The 17967-nt window shown below is 44.1% G+C and carries 16 protein-coding genes and 1 pseudogene; 11 read left to right on the forward strand and 6 right to left on the reverse strand.

Annotated features, from left to right (window positions below):
* Nucleotides 1–56: 56 nt before the first annotated feature.
* A complete protein-coding gene (locus MKY24_RS08005; RefSeq protein ID WP_068940135.1) occupies nucleotides 57–755 on the forward strand; it encodes a 4'-phosphopantetheinyl transferase superfamily protein in 699 nt (232 codons plus the stop codon).
* A 45-nt stretch (nucleotides 756–800) separates the two neighbouring features.
* Nucleotides 801–2390, forward strand: a complete 1590-nt coding sequence (locus MKY24_RS08010; protein ID WP_279831484.1) for an amidohydrolase — start codon at nucleotides 801–803, stop codon at nucleotides 2388–2390.
* Nucleotides 2391–2458: 68 nt separating this feature from the next.
* Here the strand turns inward: MKY24_RS08010 and MKY24_RS08015 are convergent, their stop codons facing one another.
* From MKY24_RS08015 to MKY24_RS08025, 3 genes are all read right to left on the reverse strand, one after another.
* Entirely contained in the window at nucleotides 2459–4087 is a 1629-nt protein-coding gene (locus MKY24_RS08015; RefSeq protein WP_339201739.1) for an S-layer homology domain-containing protein, read from the reverse strand.
* A gap of 157 nt (nucleotides 4088–4244) precedes the next feature.
* Complete coding sequence (locus MKY24_RS08020) at nucleotides 4245–5096, reverse strand: DegV family protein (protein WP_068940141.1); 852 nt, start codon at nucleotides 5094–5096, stop codon at nucleotides 4245–4247.
* A 32-nt stretch (nucleotides 5097–5128) separates the two neighbouring features.
* Nucleotides 5129–5602 carry a hypothetical protein gene (locus tag MKY24_RS08025; protein ID WP_053325059.1) on the reverse strand — a complete coding sequence of 158 codons (474 nt, stop codon included), beginning with the start codon at nucleotides 5600–5602 and terminating at the stop codon, nucleotides 5129–5131.
* Nucleotides 5603–5821: 219 nt separating this feature from the next.
* On the opposite strand from MKY24_RS08025, the gene MKY24_RS08030 reads away from it, so the two are divergent.
* The gene (locus MKY24_RS08030) at nucleotides 5822–6205 is read left to right on the forward strand and encodes a DUF423 domain-containing protein (RefSeq protein WP_339201740.1); all 384 of its coding nucleotides are present in this window, start codon (nucleotides 5822–5824) and stop codon (nucleotides 6203–6205) included.
* A gap of 106 nt (nucleotides 6206–6311) precedes the next feature.
* Here the strand turns inward: MKY24_RS08030 and MKY24_RS08035 are convergent, their stop codons facing one another.
* The 3 genes and pseudogenes from MKY24_RS08035 to infC all read right to left on the reverse strand — a co-directional run bounded on the left by MKY24_RS08035 (nucleotide 6312) and on the right by infC (nucleotide 8643).
* The gene (locus MKY24_RS08035; protein ID WP_023987852.1) at nucleotides 6312–6860 is read right to left on the reverse strand and encodes a hypothetical protein; all 549 of its coding nucleotides are present in this window, start codon (nucleotides 6858–6860) and stop codon (nucleotides 6312–6314) included.
* Between the two features lie 435 nt (nucleotides 6861–7295).
* Nucleotides 7296–8067, reverse strand: a pseudogene (locus tag MKY24_RS08040) (ANT(4')-I family aminoglycoside nucleotidyltransferase).
* Between the two features lie 60 nt (nucleotides 8068–8127).
* The gene (gene infC / locus MKY24_RS08045) at nucleotides 8128–8643 is read right to left on the reverse strand and encodes a translation initiation factor IF-3 (RefSeq protein ID WP_053325060.1); all 516 of its coding nucleotides are present in this window, start codon (nucleotides 8641–8643) and stop codon (nucleotides 8128–8130) included.
* Nucleotides 8644–8811: 168 nt separating this feature from the next.
* Between infC and MKY24_RS08050 the strand changes: the two genes are divergently transcribed.
* From MKY24_RS08050 to MKY24_RS08085, 8 genes are all read left to right on the forward strand, one after another.
* Complete coding sequence (locus MKY24_RS08050) at nucleotides 8812–9807, forward strand: iron-siderophore ABC transporter substrate-binding protein (protein ID WP_023987856.1); 996 nt, start codon at nucleotides 8812–8814, stop codon at nucleotides 9805–9807.
* On the forward strand, nucleotides 9804–11852 hold the full coding sequence (locus tag MKY24_RS08055; RefSeq protein WP_339201742.1) for an iron ABC transporter permease: 2049 nt from the start codon (nucleotides 9804–9806) through the stop codon (nucleotides 11850–11852). Before MKY24_RS08050 ends, MKY24_RS08055 begins: the two co-directional genes overlap by 4 nt.
* A 130-nt stretch (nucleotides 11853–11982) precedes the next feature.
* The gene (locus MKY24_RS08060) at nucleotides 11983–12294 is read left to right on the forward strand and encodes a helix-turn-helix transcriptional regulator (protein WP_023987858.1); all 312 of its coding nucleotides are present in this window, start codon (nucleotides 11983–11985) and stop codon (nucleotides 12292–12294) included.
* 76 nt (nucleotides 12295–12370) lie between these two features.
* Entirely contained in the window at nucleotides 12371–13546 is a 1176-nt protein-coding gene (locus MKY24_RS08065; protein WP_023987859.1) for an MFS transporter, read from the forward strand.
* Nucleotides 13547–13599: 53 nt separating this feature from the next.
* On the forward strand, nucleotides 13600–14121 hold the full coding sequence (locus tag MKY24_RS08070; protein ID WP_339201743.1) for a hypothetical protein: 522 nt from the start codon (nucleotides 13600–13602) through the stop codon (nucleotides 14119–14121).
* A gap of 94 nt (nucleotides 14122–14215) precedes the next feature.
* Nucleotides 14216–14890 (forward strand): VOC family protein, encoded by a 675-nt coding sequence (locus tag MKY24_RS08075; RefSeq protein WP_339201744.1) that lies wholly within the window; start codon nucleotides 14216–14218, stop codon nucleotides 14888–14890.
* Nucleotides 14891–14972: 82 nt separating this feature from the next.
* On the forward strand, nucleotides 14973–15428 hold the full coding sequence (locus MKY24_RS08080) for a GNAT family N-acetyltransferase (RefSeq protein ID WP_053325065.1): 456 nt from the start codon (nucleotides 14973–14975) through the stop codon (nucleotides 15426–15428).
* Nucleotides 15429–15607: 179 nt separating this feature from the next.
* Nucleotides 15608–16981: a helix-turn-helix transcriptional regulator gene (locus tag MKY24_RS08085; protein ID WP_339201745.1), complete on the forward strand. Its 1374-nt coding sequence runs from the start codon at nucleotides 15608–15610 to the stop codon at nucleotides 16979–16981.
* Nucleotides 16982–17967: the final 986 nt, after the last annotated feature.

Consider the following 17967-nt stretch of genomic DNA (forward strand, 5'->3'; position numbering starts at 1 on the left):
TCGAACGGTGAGTGTTACAAACTGGCTGATATTCATTAGATATACAGGAGGCAACCATGAAAATATACGCGATTGATACGAGCAAGCCGGAAGCTGAGGAGCATTACGAATTACTGGTAAATCGGGTTTCGCTGGAAAAGCAGCACAAGTTAGATCGTTTTTTACATCGGGAAGATGCTTTGAGGGGCTTATATGCCGATGTGCTGCTAAGATGGTTGGTCTGCCGGCAATTGAAGGTATCTAATTCCAGTCTTCAATTTACATACAACGCGTTCGGTAAGCCTTCCTTGATAAATGCACCCGCATTCCATTTTAATGTTTCTCACTCGGGAAAATGGGTGGTGTGCGCTATTGATGATCACCCGCTTGGAATCGACATTGAACAGCTCCGTCCTATAGATTTTGAGGTAGGTAGAGTGTGCTTTTCGGACACAGAGTATGATGCGTTAATGCGTCAGGATGCAGACAACCGCTTATCGTATTTTTACGATCTATGGACGCTTAAAGAAAGCTTTGTGAAGGCCGAGGGGCAGGGACTAACTCTACCGTTGAAGTCTTTTTCATTCGAGCTGAAGGCACAACCGTTCATAGGCTTCACGACAGAGGGCTTTACCACCGAGTATTGTCATTTTAAGCAGTATGAGTTGGATCAGGATTATAAAATGGCTGTCTGTGCAGCTCATGACCAATTTGCCCAGCAGGTGCAGCAGGTAGATATAAATACACTACGCTTGGAAGTGGCAACACAGGCGTAATATGAAGTGGATATGCGTATAGTTGAAAAAAGGAGATGAGTGGCGTTGACATTCGTTTTGTTCAAGCACGGCCGGTTGCATGGGGATTGGGCTTCCAAAGGAGACTCCATCGTTGTACAGCAGGGTCGGATACAAGCCATCGGATATGCTCGGGAGCTTGAATTGCAGTTGACCGGTAAGGAATATGAAACTGTGGATTGGGAAGACGCCTATGTACTGCCAGGCTTAACTGATTCACATATGCATTTGTCTATGCATGGTATGAAGCTGGCTATGCTGGATTTAACATCAGCTACCTCCAAGGAAGAGATGCTGGCTATGCTGCGCAAACGGGTCGCTGTAACACCGCCGGGAGAGTGGATTTTAGGACTTAACTGGAATGAAAATGCGTTTATTCCTGTTGAAATTCCAGGTATAGCCGAGCTGGATGCCATTACAGATCAGCATCCGGTATATCTCACTCGTACGTGCTTTCATACGTTCTTGGCCAATTCAGAGGCATTTCGGCGTGCGGGTATTAGCGAGGACACCCCTGACCCGGCTTCGGGAGCCTATGGACGAGACGCACATGGACGGTTGAACGGATTGATTTATGAGGAAGCATCCTTTGCCTTTACTAGCGTGCAGCCAGAGCCGGATTATTTGGTTAAGAAGGATACGATTCGGCGGGCTTGCCTGGATGCGCTACGGCTTGGTCTAACTGCTGCGCACACGGAAGATTTACGTTTTTTGGGCAGCGTGGAGACGATGCAGCGAATTTACAGGGAGCTGAGGGAAGAAGGTCTTGCTTTTCGCACACACCAGCTCATCTATCATCCCTTTATGGAAGAAGCGAAAGTGCAAGGGCTGCGTGCAGGTACCGGAAATGAGTGGTTTAAAATCGGTGCGATTAAAATGTTTGCCGATGGCGCTATTGGTGGAAGAACGGCATTATTGTCAGAACCTTATAGTGATGCTCCACATACCCGCGGAATGGCGATTCAACCGCAGCCAGAGCTGAATCAGATGGTGGCAGCTGCGAGGGCCGCAGGCTTTCCAGTGGCTGTACATGCTATAGGGGATGGGGCAGCGCACATGATTTTGACAGCGATGGAGGCCCATGTGCTCACGGAGGAAAGCGGTTTGCCAGATCGCCTGATCCATGGACAGGTGCTTAGGAGGGATTTGATCAAGAGAATGGCGAAGCTGCCGCTGATTGCGGACATCCAGCCCCGTTTTGTCGCAAGTGACTTCCCTTGGGTACTGGATCGGGTGGGGAAAGAACGGACTGAATATTTATATGCCTGGAAAAAGCTGCTGGAAGCAGGCATTCCATGTGCTGGAGGTAGTGACGCGCCGATTGAGCCGTTAAACCCTTTTCTTGGTATTCATGCGGCAGTGACTCGCGCCAAGCCCGAAGAAATACATGAGGGCTATCTTCCCGCTGAAAAGCTAGATGTACATGAAGCCATTCGTTTGTTTACCACGGGAAGCGCAGTAGCAGCCGGGGAAGCTGATGAGAGAGGGGCGATAGCTGAAGGGAAAGCCGCTGACTTTACAGTCATTGACCGTGATGTATTGGAAAGCCCGCAAGCTTTACTTGACGTGAGGGTACGAATGACAGTTGTAAACGGGAAAGTAGCATATCGGTCATAGGCTGGTGATAAGTTGTATGCCAAAAGCCTTCAACTTCACTTTTCACGTGAGGTTGAAGGCTTTGTATTTTATAAACCACGCTGTATAAATCGGTCTGCGTTTTTTACACTGGACCATAGATCAGAGCTGGCTCCGCCCGGATACCAGTAGGCGAAGCCAGCAAACCCAGCATCCTGCCCCAAGCGATACTTACGAGTGAAGGATCGTCCTTCCTCAAGCCACAGCTTATGAAGCTGTGTGTCTTTGTAAGACACGGTATACTGCTGAATATCCTCATTCCAGATTGGTTTGGAGACGGAACGGGATACTAGCTGGTTTTGCTGATCTAGTGATATATCAGAGGAAGCGATTGAATGTCCGCTAGCGTTAAGCGTCCAGTTCCGTGTAAATAATGGCAACGCCAAGATCGCTTTCTCCGGATAGGTGGTTTGTACAAAACGCCGTACGCTTTCACGGAGCCATGGCAATGAGGACACAGAGCCGGGGATCGAGCTACCTCCCCAATGCTCGTCATATCCCATCAGGATCAGATAGTCTGCCGCAGTGCCAAGCTGTTTATAATCAAAGGCGGCAGTCCAGTCCGTTCCATAATCAGGAGATACACAAATCGCCAGTACCGTATTCTGACTCTTCAACTTAGCTTTTAATTGTTGGACGAACAATGTTAAATTGGCACGATCCTGACCATCTACATTTTCAAAATCAATGACAAGTCCGTTCAAACCGTATACAGATACGGCATTGGCAAGCTGAGTTATAGTTTTATTCCGTAGAACCTCACTGGATAGAATTTGGTGCGTCAGCACCAGATTGGAACGGTTGCCTACCATAGCCCAGATATTTTTATGATGCTGTTTGGCCCAGGTAAGCAGCGACGCATTGGTATAGTCGCTTATACTACCTGTTTCATTTAGAAAAAACCAACGTGGTGACAGGGTGTTGATGTTGGATTGGAGCACCGTATTTTCAAACTGCTGAACGGTTTGATCATATTGCCAGCCTAGTCGGATGGAAGAAGCCGTGGAAGCAGTTTGGTTAGCATGCTTTGTTGAATACGTTAGCAGACGCTCCAGCAATGCCGCTGTTTCTTCGCGGGTTAGAGAGGATGCTGGACGAAAATAGTTACTTTCACCTTTCATAAAGCCGTAACGATTTACGGTGGTTACCGCATCAAGAGCCCAATCTGCAATTTCCCCAGTATCTGTGAAGGAGGAAGTAGCATTTCCTGATCCGCCCGAAGAACGGATGAGACGTGCGATCATCAAGGCCGCTTCTTGACGGGTTATAGGACTATTAGGTTGGAATGTGGCAGACGTTCCCCCCTGAACGATATTGAGTTGAGAAGCCGCTTCAATCCATCCATAGTACCACGTCTTTTGGGCAACATCTCGGTAGGAGGAAACGGCTGCTTGTACAGGCTCCAGACCGAGTGTACGGTCCAGTGCGGTAACCCATTCGGCTCTGGTAACAGCCTTTTTAGGAGAGAAGTAACCAGGTTGTGTACCGTTCAAAATTCCTTTAGCGTGCAGGGAAATAATAGACTGATAGGCATAGCTGTGTGCAATATCTTGGAACGTAGCGCCGGATGATGCTGCTGCTGGAGCAGCTAAGTATGAAGTGAATGTTGTGAATATTGTGATGGCTGCAGTTGCTGAAAGGGTGAGCCTGGTTAACCAACGTGATCGTTTGGAACTCATACCAAATAACCTTCTTTTTTATGATAGATTGTAGATTCATATATCGTTACTCGACGAATAATACTATCAAAAAGAGGAAAGTTATTCATTGCTAAATTGCTGGAAAAACACCAAAAAACCCGCTACCTATGCGGCAACGGGTTTGATATTGGATAAACTATGCTTTTTTGGCATACATAATACCGATAGTCTGTGGACCACAATGACTGGAAATGACACAGCCTGCTGTAGTTAGCAGTACCTCTTGTGCGTTCGTTTCTTCTTTCAAGCGAGCTTGCAACATCAGCGCATCTTCCTCGGCCAAAGCGTGCACGACAATAATGATATCGTTATCCATCTGATCTCGTTGATTCAGAGCGTTTTGCAGCATCTGATCCAGTGCTTTTTCACGTTTGCCGCGGACTTTGTAGGCAGGCGTCATTTTTCCGTCAATCACTTTGATCACCGGACGAATTTTGAGCAGACTGCCAATCAGGTTTTGCATGCCTGAGCATCTTCCGCCTTTATACAGGTATTCAAGTGTATCAATGACAAATTCCGTGTCTATTAACGGCCTGGTTTTTGTCAACATGTCTACAATCTGCTCTATCGTATTGCCGTTGGTTGCCGCACGAGCAGCTTTCATCACAAGCAGGCCAAAGCCGCACGACAAATTCAAGGAATCAAAAACCGTAATGCGACCTTCCGGAAATTCGGAGGCAGCGAGTAGCGCATTCTGGTACGTCGATGATAGCTCGGAAGACAGACTGATATATAAAATGTCGTCCCCTTGTTCTATGTAGGGCGCAAAGGCTTGAATAAAATCCGACGGAGAAGGTGCGGCGGTACGCGGTAAATGTCCCTCGCGGCTTACACGTTGAAATAATTGTTCTGGGTGAATGTTCACACCATCCTGCAATGCTTCATCACCAAATACTGTATACAATGGCACAATACTAATCTCGTACTGTTGACGCCAGTGAGCAGGAATATCACTGGTACTGTCGGCAAAAATTTTAATTTTGTTCATACATTGAATCCTCTCTGTGTGATGCAGAAAAATTATAAAGATTGCACGGAGGAAGGATAGATATCCGCTGTGCTATTCGGAACGGAAAGACCGATGGCAAGAAGTGCAATAAAGCCCACAATAATAAGTGCATTAATGATTAAGCCTGTAATAGCAAAGGTTTTCTTACGGTTTTTTAACGCAATTCCAATGATACCGACCACAAGTCCGCTACAATTCAGCAACAGGCTGCCTAAAAAAATAAAAGGAAGCAGTACCGTTCCGGTTTGCTGCAGAGCGACTTCCGGGTTCATCGTTTGGTATTGGCCGAAATGAGCCAGCAGATTAATAACCATAATAGCCAGAATAATATATCCGATCAGGCTGACAAGCGACATAATAAAAGAAGCAATTCCGGGACCGGAATGTTTGAGCTTGACCGGAGGCTGGAACACAGGAGTTTCTGAAAAAACAGGGTGCTCCTCAGGCGCAGCAGGCTTTTGCAAATTAGGATCTTGGTAACTCATTTTTTCAACTCCTTGAACATAGTCCGAACAGGTACTAATTTTCCACAAAATAAACAAAAAAGCAAGCCACCCTACACATTACCCTTCAAAAGACAGGGTCTAATCATCCAATTCTGTATGCGGTCTGTTCACACACGCTGGCTGGTAAACTTCATACGGTTTCGATAAAATAAGAAGAACATTCGGCTAAAAGGATGAGATGAAAAGGAGTACACAAACATGCAACGAAAATGGATATTTGTGGGATCTATAATGATGATGTTGGCGGTAGCCATTGGAGCGTTCGGGGCACATATTGTGAAAGCCCGGATCGACGCGGATGCTTTGGCCGTGTATGAAACAGGTGTGAAATATCATATGATTCACGCTGTCGGTTTGCTGATCATTGCGTTGGCTGCTGGACAGTGGGGTTCTTCCAACCGTTTGAGATGGGCAGCGCGTCTGTTATTAACGGGTATCATTTTGTTTTCCGGCAGCTTGTATGTGCTAAGTTTGACCGGAATCCGTGTGCTGGGGGCTATCACCCCCTTAGGAGGCGTGTGTTTTATTGCAGGATGGATATTGTTGGTATGGGCTGCCATGGGCCTGAAGAAAGAGGATTAGAGTTCTTTTCGGATAATGCAAAAAAAAGAGAACGGGCAGGAAAAACATAACGTTTTTCTTGCCCGTTCTCTTTTTTTTGCTTCGTTTTTTTATGAAGTATTTACATTTACGATGTGATTTCATCGATCTCATTCATTTTAAAGGAGTACACTTGCTTCTCATCTACATGATACACACTCAGCAGGCTATTATCATGATCCAGATTGAGGATGCGGCAAGGGATGCTACGCTGTCCGCCATAGCGGTTCACGATTAACCGTACAAGCGTATTATCTTGTATATAGCGTTTGATCCATTCATACGTACTAAGTTCTTGTTGTGTTGCAGGCTTTGGCTGTACGTGGGATTGTTTGATCTCTTGAACGACTGGCGGCTTGTTCGTAACTGCGGCTGACTTCTTTTTGGAGAACTTTTCCGCAAGCGTAGCAGCTGCGTCAGACGGGTTATTACTGGCTGACTGTTTTTTTAGATACAGTGCAGCTTCGATTAAATTCCCAAGTTCAATACCGGATTGAATCCGGCTATCCGCAATGTGTTCGTTTTGGCTCAAGAGATTAAGCAGGAACTGAAGGGCCTCTACGTTCGAACGGCCTTTAACTAATACATCTACATTAAATAAATAACTGGTTTCGTCTTGATTTGATTCCTTTTTCATACATCCTCCAGCCCAAGCCATGGGTAATTAGTCTTTTATAGTACCTATCAATATATCATTAAAACGTAATCTATCATAGTGCCTAAGGCCCTGTTGTTGGATATTAACAAAAATAAAATCTATATAAAGCCCTATGTGTAAAATTTTAATGGAGTACACCGGAATTGTACATTTTTGCATGTGTACACGAATGAGGTCAGTATGTGAGCACCAGATATAGATAAGCAAAGCCAGGTTTACATATACAGAGAATAAAGGAGGTAGGGGGTGAAATCAAGTAGTTTAAATTTTAAATATGTTACAGTGGGAAAATATAACGAAGCAGTATCATCCATCCAGAAGAAAAGTAAAATCCCCCTTAACGAAAGGGGGATGGGGCATATCAAAAACATGATATATTATAGTAATCGCAATTAAAGTAAATTTTATTTGCGATCAAAAGGGGATTCGTTGTGGTCGAATAAGGTAGTCATGTTCGACTGCCCAACTCACAAGACCACTCCAAAAATCTTCACAGGCTGAAATGATCTTCGCTGGTTCAGCTAAATCTCCGGACATCACCAACTTAACTACATCATCAAATCCTTCTGGACGACTCGGCAGTTCCATGGCCTCCGGTAGAACCATTGAACCCGTTGAGAAAAGCTTCTGATTGTGCAACCCAACTAACATAGCCCCATATTGGGCAAACTGCATTACCAAGTACGGCAAGTAGGTATGAGGGCCATTTACACGGACATTTCTAAGCTTTCCTATAAACTCGTACATTTCACCTACAAGCACTTCGTTGATGGCATGCCTGAAATCTTCCTTTGTTGGGGATTCGGCCGCTTCCTTTAATATAGAAAAAAAGTTTTTAGGATCATACAGACGAAGTGGGGAAAAGAAGGGTCCATGTGTCAATGGCCAATCGCCCTCAACAGTAGAGGCAATTTTAAGAAGAATGTCTGAACTACAGACGTTCACCTCAGCTTTCCAGGGCCCCGCCGACCATTCATGGCTAAATTCTACGGGGCCGTTTGGTTCCACTCAGTACACAAAACATTTCAATGTCCGAGAAAGGGCCGTCAGTACCTTTGGCAACAGATCCATAGATCCCTATAGCCAGAATTTTGTCTCTGTATACTTCATGTAACCTCGCAGCTATTTCGTGGCAAGTCTGAAGTCTCTCACTTCGAGAAATATTGACAGGTCCATTCATGTCCATTAGTGATCTCCCTCTATTTCCTACGGTCTAAGTGACTTGTCCAATTTACGGATTTGCCATTCAGCGAGGGTTTAATTTCACTTGTGAGCCCTTGCCGCCCGTCTGGATTCCAGTTTCCTTCACTCCGGCTTCCTTCAGATCGACCAGTAGCCGCTCTAGTACCGCTTTAGCAACAGGTGCTTCTTTTGCTCCAGAAGCTTTAACGACCAACTGCACCGGTTTGCCGGAACGCAGATGTTTGTCTGCCTGACGCAGCTTCGTGTCGTAATCATGCTCCTCAATATGAGCAGTGAAGCGAAGCTCCTTGACCTTTTCTTTGCCGCTGTTTTTTGCGGTTCGGCCGACATTCGTTTTGCTTGCTGCGGCTTCTTTTTGCGCAATCGCTTTTCCTTTGCCCTTTGCGACCAAGCTACAGGGCGGTGGACTGCTCATCAGTGAGGTGCAGACCAGGTCCACCCCTTTGGATCGGGCCATAGCCAAGGCTTCTGACTTCGAGACAACGCCGAGCTTCTCCCCTGCGAGTCCAGTGAGTACCACTTCGTCAGCTTTAATTTGCTCGTTGATTAATACTGCCACGTAAATGTAGCCTCCCTTAAACAATGATAAAGCTATCATATACGGAACCCGTTTGCGATTCAATTTTAGATCTATCCGTATTGACAAAAGTCACTAAGCCCTATACTCTTTTACTGATAATGATTATCATTTTCCAATGCAATATACATACAGGGGTGATTGAGAGAAATGAAAAAGATGTTGAATAGCCTATTGTTATTTGTAGTATTTACTATTGTATTGGCGGGCTGCGGTGCAGCTGGGGATAGCTCGAAGACGGAAGGTACTGCTGGGTCTGAGCAGACATCTACTACGGCTGGTCCAGTTACGGTTAAGGACGACCACGGGGAAGTCAAGCTGGACAAGCCAGCGGAACGTGTCGTTGTACTCGAATGGACGTTTACCGAGGACCTCATTGCACTTGGCGTACAGCCTGTCGGCAATGCGGACAATGAAAACTACAAGCTGTGGGTAACACCGGAGGCAAAGCTGGCTGATACCGTAACTGATATCGGCACACGGGGCGAACCGAATCTAGAAGCGATTGCGGCGCTCAAGCCAGATCTTATTATCTCTAACGCCGATAACAATGCAGCGATCTATGCACAGCTTAAGGGGATTGCACCGACGATAGAATTCGATCCTTACAAGGGGAACGGCTATGATTACGACCGTATGGTCGAAATTTTCAAGCAAGTCGCTGTGGCTACCGGAAAAACGGAACAGGCTGATAAGGTCCTAAGCGAACTTGACCAGCACTATGTAGATGCAAAGGCTACATTGGAGAAGGCAGGCAAAGCAGACTTTCACTATGCGCTGACACAAGCCTTTACAGCTCAAAATGCTGCCAGTCTACGAATGTTCAAAGAAAATTCGGTTGTAGTGGGAACGCTTGCGAAAATCGGCATGGTGAACGACTGGAAGTCGGACAAGACTGAGAAATATGGGTTTAGCACCGTTGGCATTGAAGCTCTTCCAGCTGTGCAGGACAGCAATTTTATCTATATTACGCAAAAGACGGACGATGTATTTGGAGCCGCGATGAAGAACAACTCGGTATGGAACGGACTGAACTTTGTCAAAGAAAAACGGACCTACCCACTGGACGGTACAACATGGACGTTCGGCGGCCCAATCTCATCCAAAGTGCTGGTTGATCAAGTAGTCGGAGCTCTGACGAAATGACCCGAACAGGCACAACGGGTTTATCGAAGACTTGGCGTGTAGGAAGCATTTTTGGGGGCGGATTGATCGTCCTCATCGTGCTTTTTTTTGTAAGCTTGTGTTATGGAGAGGCTTCAATCCCGCTGCATACAGTAATTGAGGCGTTGACCCAGCGTCAGAATACGCTCGATCATAACATGGTGTGGGATCTCCGAATGCCGCGTACGGTCATCGGAATCCTGGCTGGTGGTGCGCTGGCCATCGCCGGTGCTCTGCTCCAGGCCATCACCAAAAATCCGCTGGCGGCTTCTGATACACTAGGAATTAACGCCGGTGCCTACTTTGTGGTCGTCCTTGGCGCGGTGATGTTTCCCGGATTGCTGCATCAGGCGCCGTTTCTATTTGCCGCTGTCGGCGGCCTGCTTGCAGCGGTACTGGCTTACTTCATGGGCGGGGGACGAGCTGGAAGTCCGATTCGGTTGGCGCTTGCCGGCTTGATTGTATCCATGGTTCTCGGTTCGTTTACCGGAGCTTTGCATATCTTTTATTCATTTGAAACGCAGGGACTGTTTCTCTGGGGTTCTGGCTCGCTTGTGCAAAACGACTGGAGCGGGACGACTTACGCCTGGCCCTGGGTCGTAGGACTCTCGGTCATTGCCGTTCTTTTGTCAAGGCAGTTTGATGTTCTGGATCTGGATGAGTCCACATCCACGTCACTCGGGCAAAAGGTTAGCTTGACCCGGGCGGTGGGAATTGTATTGGCTGTCCTGCTGTCAACCATTACAGTTAGCGTCATTGGACCCATTGGTTTTGTGGGTTTGGTAGCTCCGCATTTGGTGCGCTTAAGCGGTCTAAAAATGCATCGTTGGGTGCTGCCCGGTTCCTTCCTGTGGGGGGCATTGCTGTTGACGGGTGCTGACGTGCTGGCGAAAATGGTCCACCAATCAAGCATGGATCTGCCGACCGGAGCAATGATGGCCTTGATCGGTGCTCCTTGGTTAATTTGGCTGATTCTGTGGAAAATGAAGCTGCCTTCTGGTATTAGTGGACAATCTTCAATGAACATAGGTGTGCGCTCTCGGAAATTACCGTATGGCAGGCTGGTCATGTTGCTTGGGTGCGGTGCCCTGCTGTTGACCGTATTCAGCCTGATGTTTGGAGGAATGCGAATTCCTGTCGGCGATCTATTGTCCGGCCTGTTCGGCGGTGAGAACGCAAATTCGGCCTTGCTGCAGTTTAGAATTCCGCGCACGCTGGTGGCAGCCGGGGCTGGTATCGCGCTTGCGGTCAGCGGTGTCTTGATCCAATTAGCCGTTCGTAATCCCTTAGCGGATGCCTCGATCATTGGTGTTTCTTCAGGGGCTGGCTTTGGTGCGCTTGCAGTGATTATCGTTTGGCCTGGGCTACCTGTTTATATGCTGCCCATCGCGGCGATTGCCGGAGCGACGGTGTCGGCGGCGGTGATCTTCTTTTTATCATGGAACAAGCACCTAAACCCGTCTGTGGTCATCCTACTTGGGATTGCTGTATCAGCGATCGGAGCAGCCGGCATTCAGATACTGATTATCCAAGGCTCGCTTTGGGGCAGCACAGGCTATATTTGGCTGACGGGTAGTACCTACGCTCGAAACTGGGGGCAGGTGGCGACGATTCTGGCTTTTCTGCTCGTGTTGTTGCCAATAGCCTGGTGGCTAGCTCGCCGCTTCGATCTTTTGGTGTTTGACGATAGCAGCGCCATGGGACTGGGACTTCCGGTGCGCCGCACCCGGCTGCTGGCCATGGCAGTGGGTGTGCTGCTGGCGGGCGGAGCGGTGGCCTGTGTTGGTACAGTTGGCTTCATCGGGCTGATTGCCCCGCATATCGTGCGTACGTTGATTGGGCACCATGTACGCCGCTCCATTGTTCTGTCGAGCATCTTGGGAGCGGTGATGCTGGTGCTGGCTGATACGATTGGCCGGACAGTGCTTGCGCCGACCGAAATTCCTTCCGGATTGCTGATCGCACTGATCGGTGCACCGTATTTCCTATACTTGATGTATCGCTCCAATAAGAGTAAGTCAGTGTAATTGAATATGTACACAAACAGGCTGTTTCCCAGCGGATTTTCCGTGGGGAAGCAGCCTTTATTATTTATTTTTCTACGTAATCATTGGACTTTATATTTACAAATCTAATAAAATAGATATAATGTTTTATATGGAACCGTCACTGATTTATAAAGCATTGTCAAACGAAACTCGTCGTCTAATTATGCTGTGGTTAAAAAAACCAGAAGAGTTTTTTGATGAACAGGCTTATCTAAAGCAAGGGCTTAATTTTCAAATTGGTGTATGTGTGGGAGATATACAGGCTAAAGCGGGACTTGCGCAGTCTGTGATTTCAAGTTATTTATTAACGATGCAAAAATCCGGTTTGTTAGAGTCTGAGCGTATTGGGAAGTGGACGTACTATCGTCGGAATGAAAAAACAATCCGGGAATTTGCAGAGTACGTTCAAAAGGAACTATAAACTGAAAGGAGGTTTTTTTTCACATAACATATCTACAAATCTATATATATAATTAAATTGGAGGCTTATACTTAAAATGAAAAAGGTTAACCCGTTACTTATTATCATTCTGGCTTTAGGCGTATTCGGTATTATTACAACGGAAATGGGGATTATAGGCGTTCTTCCTCAAGTAACTCAAAAATTCAATGTATCAGCTGCCCAGGCTGGTTGGCTCGTCAGTATTTTTTCTTTAGTTGTAGCGATTTCAGGTCCGTTCTTGACCTTACTCGTTTCCGGCATGAATCGTAAAGTCATTCTATTAACCGCTGTATTCAGTTTTGTCATTTCCAATATTGTCTATGCCTATACCACTCATTTTGAGGTCATGCTCATTTTTCGTGTTCTTCCTGCTATTTTTCATCCTGTCTTTTTTTCGGTCGCTCTCGTGACTGCATCTCATCTTGTCCCCCCTGAAAAGAGTAGTAAAGCAGTCACCAAGGTTTTCGCTGGAATTACAGTAGGATTTGCTTTTGGCGTGCCTTTGACTTCCTATCTTGCTGATAAGATATCGTTAGAAGCTGCTTTCTTATTTGGTGCTGTCGTAAGCATGATTGCATTTGTAGGAATACTCGTATGGCTTCCTTCCCTGCCAGTTCAGGAAAAGATGTCTTATGGCAAACAGCTTGGTATATTACGTAAACCTCAATTGTGGTTCAACATTGTGACTGTTATTTTTATCTTTGCAGCTATGTTTTCGGTGTATAGCTACTTTGCTGAATATCTTGGAGAAGTAACTCTTATGAACGGGTCATGGATCAGTATGATGTTGATGGTCTTTGGAATCGTCATGATTTTTGGAAACTTTTTATTTGGAGGATTATTACATAAAAATCTGACTAAGACCGTCATCATGTTCCCATTGCTATATATGGTCATTTACGTATTCACTTATGCTCTGGGGGCTTCTTTCCTACCGATGATTGTGGTTGTGCTCATTTGGGGGGCCGTGCATTCCGGGGGGCTAATTATTAGTCAAACATGGTTAACCACTGAAGCGAAAGAAGCTCCAGAGTTTGGAAACAGCCTGTTTGTCTCATTTTCTAATCTAGGTATTACGATGGGAGCTGCTATAGGCGGCTGGTTTATCTCTCACTTGGGAATACACCAGCTCATCTGGAGCGGAATGATGTTTGCACTGCTAGCGTTCTTATCTATGATTATAAAAATAAAATTGTTCAATTCGAATGCAACGGAAGTCAACGTGCGTTAAAATATGGAGAGACATTAGAAGAGTACTCTACATTATCTAATTGGGAGGAATAGATGAATATTCGAATGTATCACGATCTGGAGGCTCAATTGGAAGAGGAAATTTGGGCTCTTGGTGAGGAAGCAGCTCATATACTCCCATTAGATAGCAACTTAGCTGAGGAAAAAGCACAGAAGGCCTGGGATCTAATACCCGAACCTAAGCATACATGGGGCATTACAGGTGTAACCTTACATCAATACGTTCAAATTCTCAATTATAACGGACATACTCAGCGATCAGTAGAGCTTTTAAATGAGGAGATTTTAGATTTGGAAGGTGCAGGGTACCTTATACATGCTGAACCTTATATCCAGATGGCGGAAACACTTCTTCATCAGAGCAAGCCTGGATTAGCTCATAAATATCTCAAGAAGGCATACTCGATTGGGGGCGCACGGGCATTTCGGGATCAGCCCAAGCTTTATCTCGAAATGGCGAAAAGTAAAGCTCTGGATGAACAGGATGTATTACTTCAATTTGCAGCGTTAGATGTGAATGCCAAACTTCTAAGCGATTTAAAGGATAATCAATAACCAATGAAATGGCCTCATACAGTCTGAGATAAAATGCTGATCTGGATACGACGGAAAATGGGTTTCAATATTATTTATGGGGAGGACTAATGCATTGAAATTAAAAGAAGTGCTTTTAGGCACCCACAGTTTCGAAGCGATAAAAGCTTTTTACGGCTCTCTCTTGGATTTGCAGGTTGTGGAGGAAAACCCTTCGCGGTTGTCTTTTCAAGTAGGGGAATCGGTTCTTGCTTTTCAGGAATCCTCCCACATGGAAAATGAATTTTATCATATTGCGGTTACGATTCCAACGAATAAATTCATAGAAGCAAAACAGTGGATAATCGACCGTGGGATTTCATTGATTTCAAGACCCCAAGAAGATGAGTTTTTTTTCGAAAACTGGAATGCAACAGCGCTTTACTTCTATGATCCGGATCATAACCTTGTCGAGTTCATCGCTCACCATACACTCAACAACGCAGTCACTGAAGCTTTCGGGCCCCACTCTCTACTTCGTATAAGCGAGATCGGTCTTCCTGTCGATGATGTCTCCGAAGTATCTAGGATAATCGCCGAAACGTTCCAACTTGATTCATGGGGAGGGGCTGGACAGAAATTCGCGCCGCTAGGGGATGTAGAAGGATCATTTATAGTCATAGACAAGCAACGGCCTTGGTTTCCTGATGATAGGCTTCCGGTCGTATTTAACACCAGAGTCTTGTTCGAAGCTCCATGCTCTGCCAGTCTTTCGCTTCACAATGGTTTGTATGAATTGAGATCAAACTGATTTAGGGCTTCCCCGGATTTCTGGAATAAAGCTTGCACAAGGGGGAAATCCGGGGGGCCATAATACATTCAGGAGAGAATATATGAATATTAGACTACTTGATTCAAATGAAAAATATCCATTAGAGCTCTTGTTACTAGCTGATCCTTCGCACCAACTTGTTGAGGAATACTTAAAAAGAGGGCAGTGTTTTGTAGCAGAGATTGACCATCATATTGTTGGAGTCTATGTTCTTTTACCTACAAGACCTGAAACAGTTGAGTTAGTGAATATAGCAGTATCAGAAGGTATGCATGGTAAAGGAATAGGCAGACAATTAGTAACACATGCAATTGAAACAGCTAGGGCACAAGGTTATAAAACGATGGAAATGGGCACAGGAAACTCTAGCATTGGGCAGTTAGCTCTCTACCAAAAATGTGGGTTCAGAATTGTTGGTGTAGATCTAGATTTCTTTGTCAGACATAACTATCTAGAAGAAATTTATGAGAATGGCATACAGTGTAGAGATATGATTCGTATGTCTCAGGATTTATAGAGCTTAATTTCTTTGCAAACCCTTCAAAGGTATCTTAAGTAAGGTTCTGAAAGGTATATGATATTGTGCCAAAAGATGGTACAATAAATTGCGGAAAGGCTATACAATCATTGGATTGCAATAGTCCTCTTTTTAATGAGTTGATATCCTAACAAGTTCCTGATAAGGGGTGGTTACTTTTGTACAACACAACCACGATACTCACAGAGATAACAAAACATATGAAAGATAAAGATTTAATCCTTAGTGATCTTGCCAGAGAGGCAGAAATGAATCCGGGAACCATGAGCAGTATTATTAATGGGAACCGCACTCTTTCAGTGGATCAGCTAGACCGAATTACAAAAGCAATGGGGCATCCCGTTGGCTATTACTACGAACGGTATGTGTCTGAGTATTTAACAGAGGCTAATCCGAATTGGCGTCGAATGAGTCCTTTCATACATAATTGTGCAAAATTGAATAAGCTGGACTGTATTCATGAAGTTGTTAATTTATTGATGGATAAGTTAGGCTATTCAGAATCCTTATTTGAGCTTGCTGAAGAATTATTTCATGAAAAGATGTACCAAGCGGCAGCCATACTTTATGAAAATGTAGCTGTAAGTGAGAAAAAACAATACTCAGAACGTCTGGCTATGTGTCAGTACCGCTTGTTCCATACGAGGCAAGGAGACAATCAAGAGAAAAACTATGAAGCGGCAGTTCAATTTGAAATATATGTTGAACGACTAGATGAGATAGATCAGTTAGAAGCGTTAAAAGATTTGGCGAATACATACCGTTCGTTACGTAAATGGGACAAAGTAGAATTGTTCGCTAAAGCTTTGGGAGACAAAGCTAAAATTCAATACAAATTGGAACAACAGCGGCATCATGTGAAAAAAGAAAATTCAAAGAAACCAAGTTTTCCTCTGTTTGCTTATTGGGCATTTTCTCATTTACTTCGTGCAGAAGTTTGTGAGGCTCATAAAGATTATGAGAAGGCACTTCAACATACGTACAAATATGGTGACTTAAGTTGGGTGAAAGATTCAGATGAAACTACTTTGAAGTGGAAAAGGCAATATGAAGAATGGTCTAAAGCCAATACTTATGTAAATAAACTTCATGCTGGTGAAATTGGTGTTTTGGCTGATTATGTAACATTTTTTTCTTCAAGGAAAGAAGAGTTACTTTCCGGATTAGATAACATACTTGAAGCTGCTAATCGATATCATTTAAATGTTGATAATATACTAAATCAATTTCAAACAGAAATTTTAGTTTTGCTGGATAAACCTGAGTGTGTAGGTACGTACAACCAACAATTAGTTATAGAACGTTATGTTCATTTCACACATGAATTAGCGGTTTACTACTTTAACAAAAATAATTTTGTGGATGGATTTACTTTTTTGTTAAATTGTTTGGGAAAATCTACATTAATCAATAATAAGTCGTATATAATTAAGTGTGTAAAGCTATATGAGTTCTATCAGGAATGTGCAGCATCTGAGACGAAGACAGCATATAGAAATTTAATTAATGAGGTGGATAATGATGAAACGTAAAGTAATTCTATCTTTTTTAGTTACCAGTTTTATACTAGTAGTAGTAGCGGTTCCCCTTCTTCAGCACCAAGACAAAGGGTCTACTTATGAGCCTACAGGGCAACATGGAGGAATGTGAGAATAAAGTGTCGCAAGTTCATGATTACAGTAGAGCATAGAAAATCAACTATTATCAAGTAGTTAGGTGGGATTATCCGTCTAGCTCTTTTTATATGACTTATTTTAATATTATTTTACTATACATGAATAAACCCTAAATATTTTATGGCTCCACGGATGTCCACAGTACTGCAATTGCTGCATAAAAATATCTGGATAAATAAAGCTTTCATAGCTGTTTTCAATTTACTGATATGTACTGGTTCATTTTATTAAAATCTCATAACTGACTGAAATGAACAGACTCTAAATTCATATGTGTACACTCGTACACTGTTGCAGCCTAGATAATATGTCTAGGTTTCTTTGTTTTTAATATCCATATATTATTATTTAGATAAAATGAGGGGGGGGATTTACACCCAAAACATCTCTTTAATTTCTACAATTTCCTCCAGCACATCTATCTACACCGTATAGTTATTTAATGGACGCTGATTTCTGCTTCTAAATACCCCGGAGGTGGTTAAAATCAAATTACCATTCAATTTCCACAAATATGGGCATAGCACTTTCACTCCCTGACTCAGCCTATTTTTCGACTTGATACCATACGCAAATTGTAGACGGTAGTTGGTCAGCTTTACATATCAATTTTAAGACCAATCTACAGATAAATTATAATGGAATTTGAACACATCTACTCAATCTGATAAATTTGTATTGCTTGATTTGTCCTCTGATATTCCACTTTATCATGAAATCATTGTAAACTATCCAAAAAGGTATCTTGAGTAAATATCTGAAATATATATGATTTTATTCTAAAAAACGGTATAATCATGAGTGATCAAATAAATTAATTTTATAACTCGTTTCTCAATTAC

Origin of the sequence: Paenibacillus sp. FSL P2-0322 (genome assembly GCF_037975315.1) — a bacterium.
In the GTDB taxonomy this organism is placed as follows: domain Bacteria; phylum Bacillota; class Bacilli; order Paenibacillales; family Paenibacillaceae; genus Paenibacillus; species Paenibacillus polymyxa_B.

Coding starts and splice junctions, on each gene's coding strand:
- MKY24_RS08005 (WP_068940135.1), top strand. CDS start 57: ATGAAAATATACGCGATTGATACGAGCAAGCCGGAAGCTGAGGAGCAT.
- MKY24_RS08015 (WP_339201739.1), bottom strand. CDS start 4,087: ATGAGTTCCAAACGATCACGTTGGTTAACCAGGCTCACCCTTTCAGCA.
- MKY24_RS08020 (WP_068940141.1), bottom strand. CDS start 5,096: ATGAACAAAATTAAAATTTTTGCCGACAGTACCAGTGATATTCCTGCT.
- MKY24_RS08025 (WP_053325059.1), bottom strand. CDS start 5,602: ATGAGTTACCAAGATCCTAATTTGCAAAAGCCTGCTGCGCCTGAGGAG.
- MKY24_RS08030 (WP_339201740.1), top strand. CDS start 5,822: ATGCAACGAAAATGGATATTTGTGGGATCTATAATGATGATGTTGGCG.
- MKY24_RS08035 (WP_023987852.1), bottom strand. CDS start 6,860: ATGAAAAAGGAATCAAATCAAGACGAAACCAGTTATTTATTTAATGTA.
- MKY24_RS08050 (WP_023987856.1), top strand. CDS start 8,812: ATGAAAAAGATGTTGAATAGCCTATTGTTATTTGTAGTATTTACTATT.
- MKY24_RS08055 (WP_339201742.1), top strand. CDS start 9,804: ATGACCCGAACAGGCACAACGGGTTTATCGAAGACTTGGCGTGTAGGA.
- MKY24_RS08060 (WP_023987858.1), top strand. CDS start 11,983: ATGGAACCGTCACTGATTTATAAAGCATTGTCAAACGAAACTCGTCGT.
- MKY24_RS08065 (WP_023987859.1), top strand. CDS start 12,371: ATGAAAAAGGTTAACCCGTTACTTATTATCATTCTGGCTTTAGGCGTA.
- MKY24_RS08070 (WP_339201743.1), top strand. CDS start 13,600: ATGAATATTCGAATGTATCACGATCTGGAGGCTCAATTGGAAGAGGAA.
- MKY24_RS08080 (WP_053325065.1), top strand. CDS start 14,973: ATGAATATTAGACTACTTGATTCAAATGAAAAATATCCATTAGAGCTC.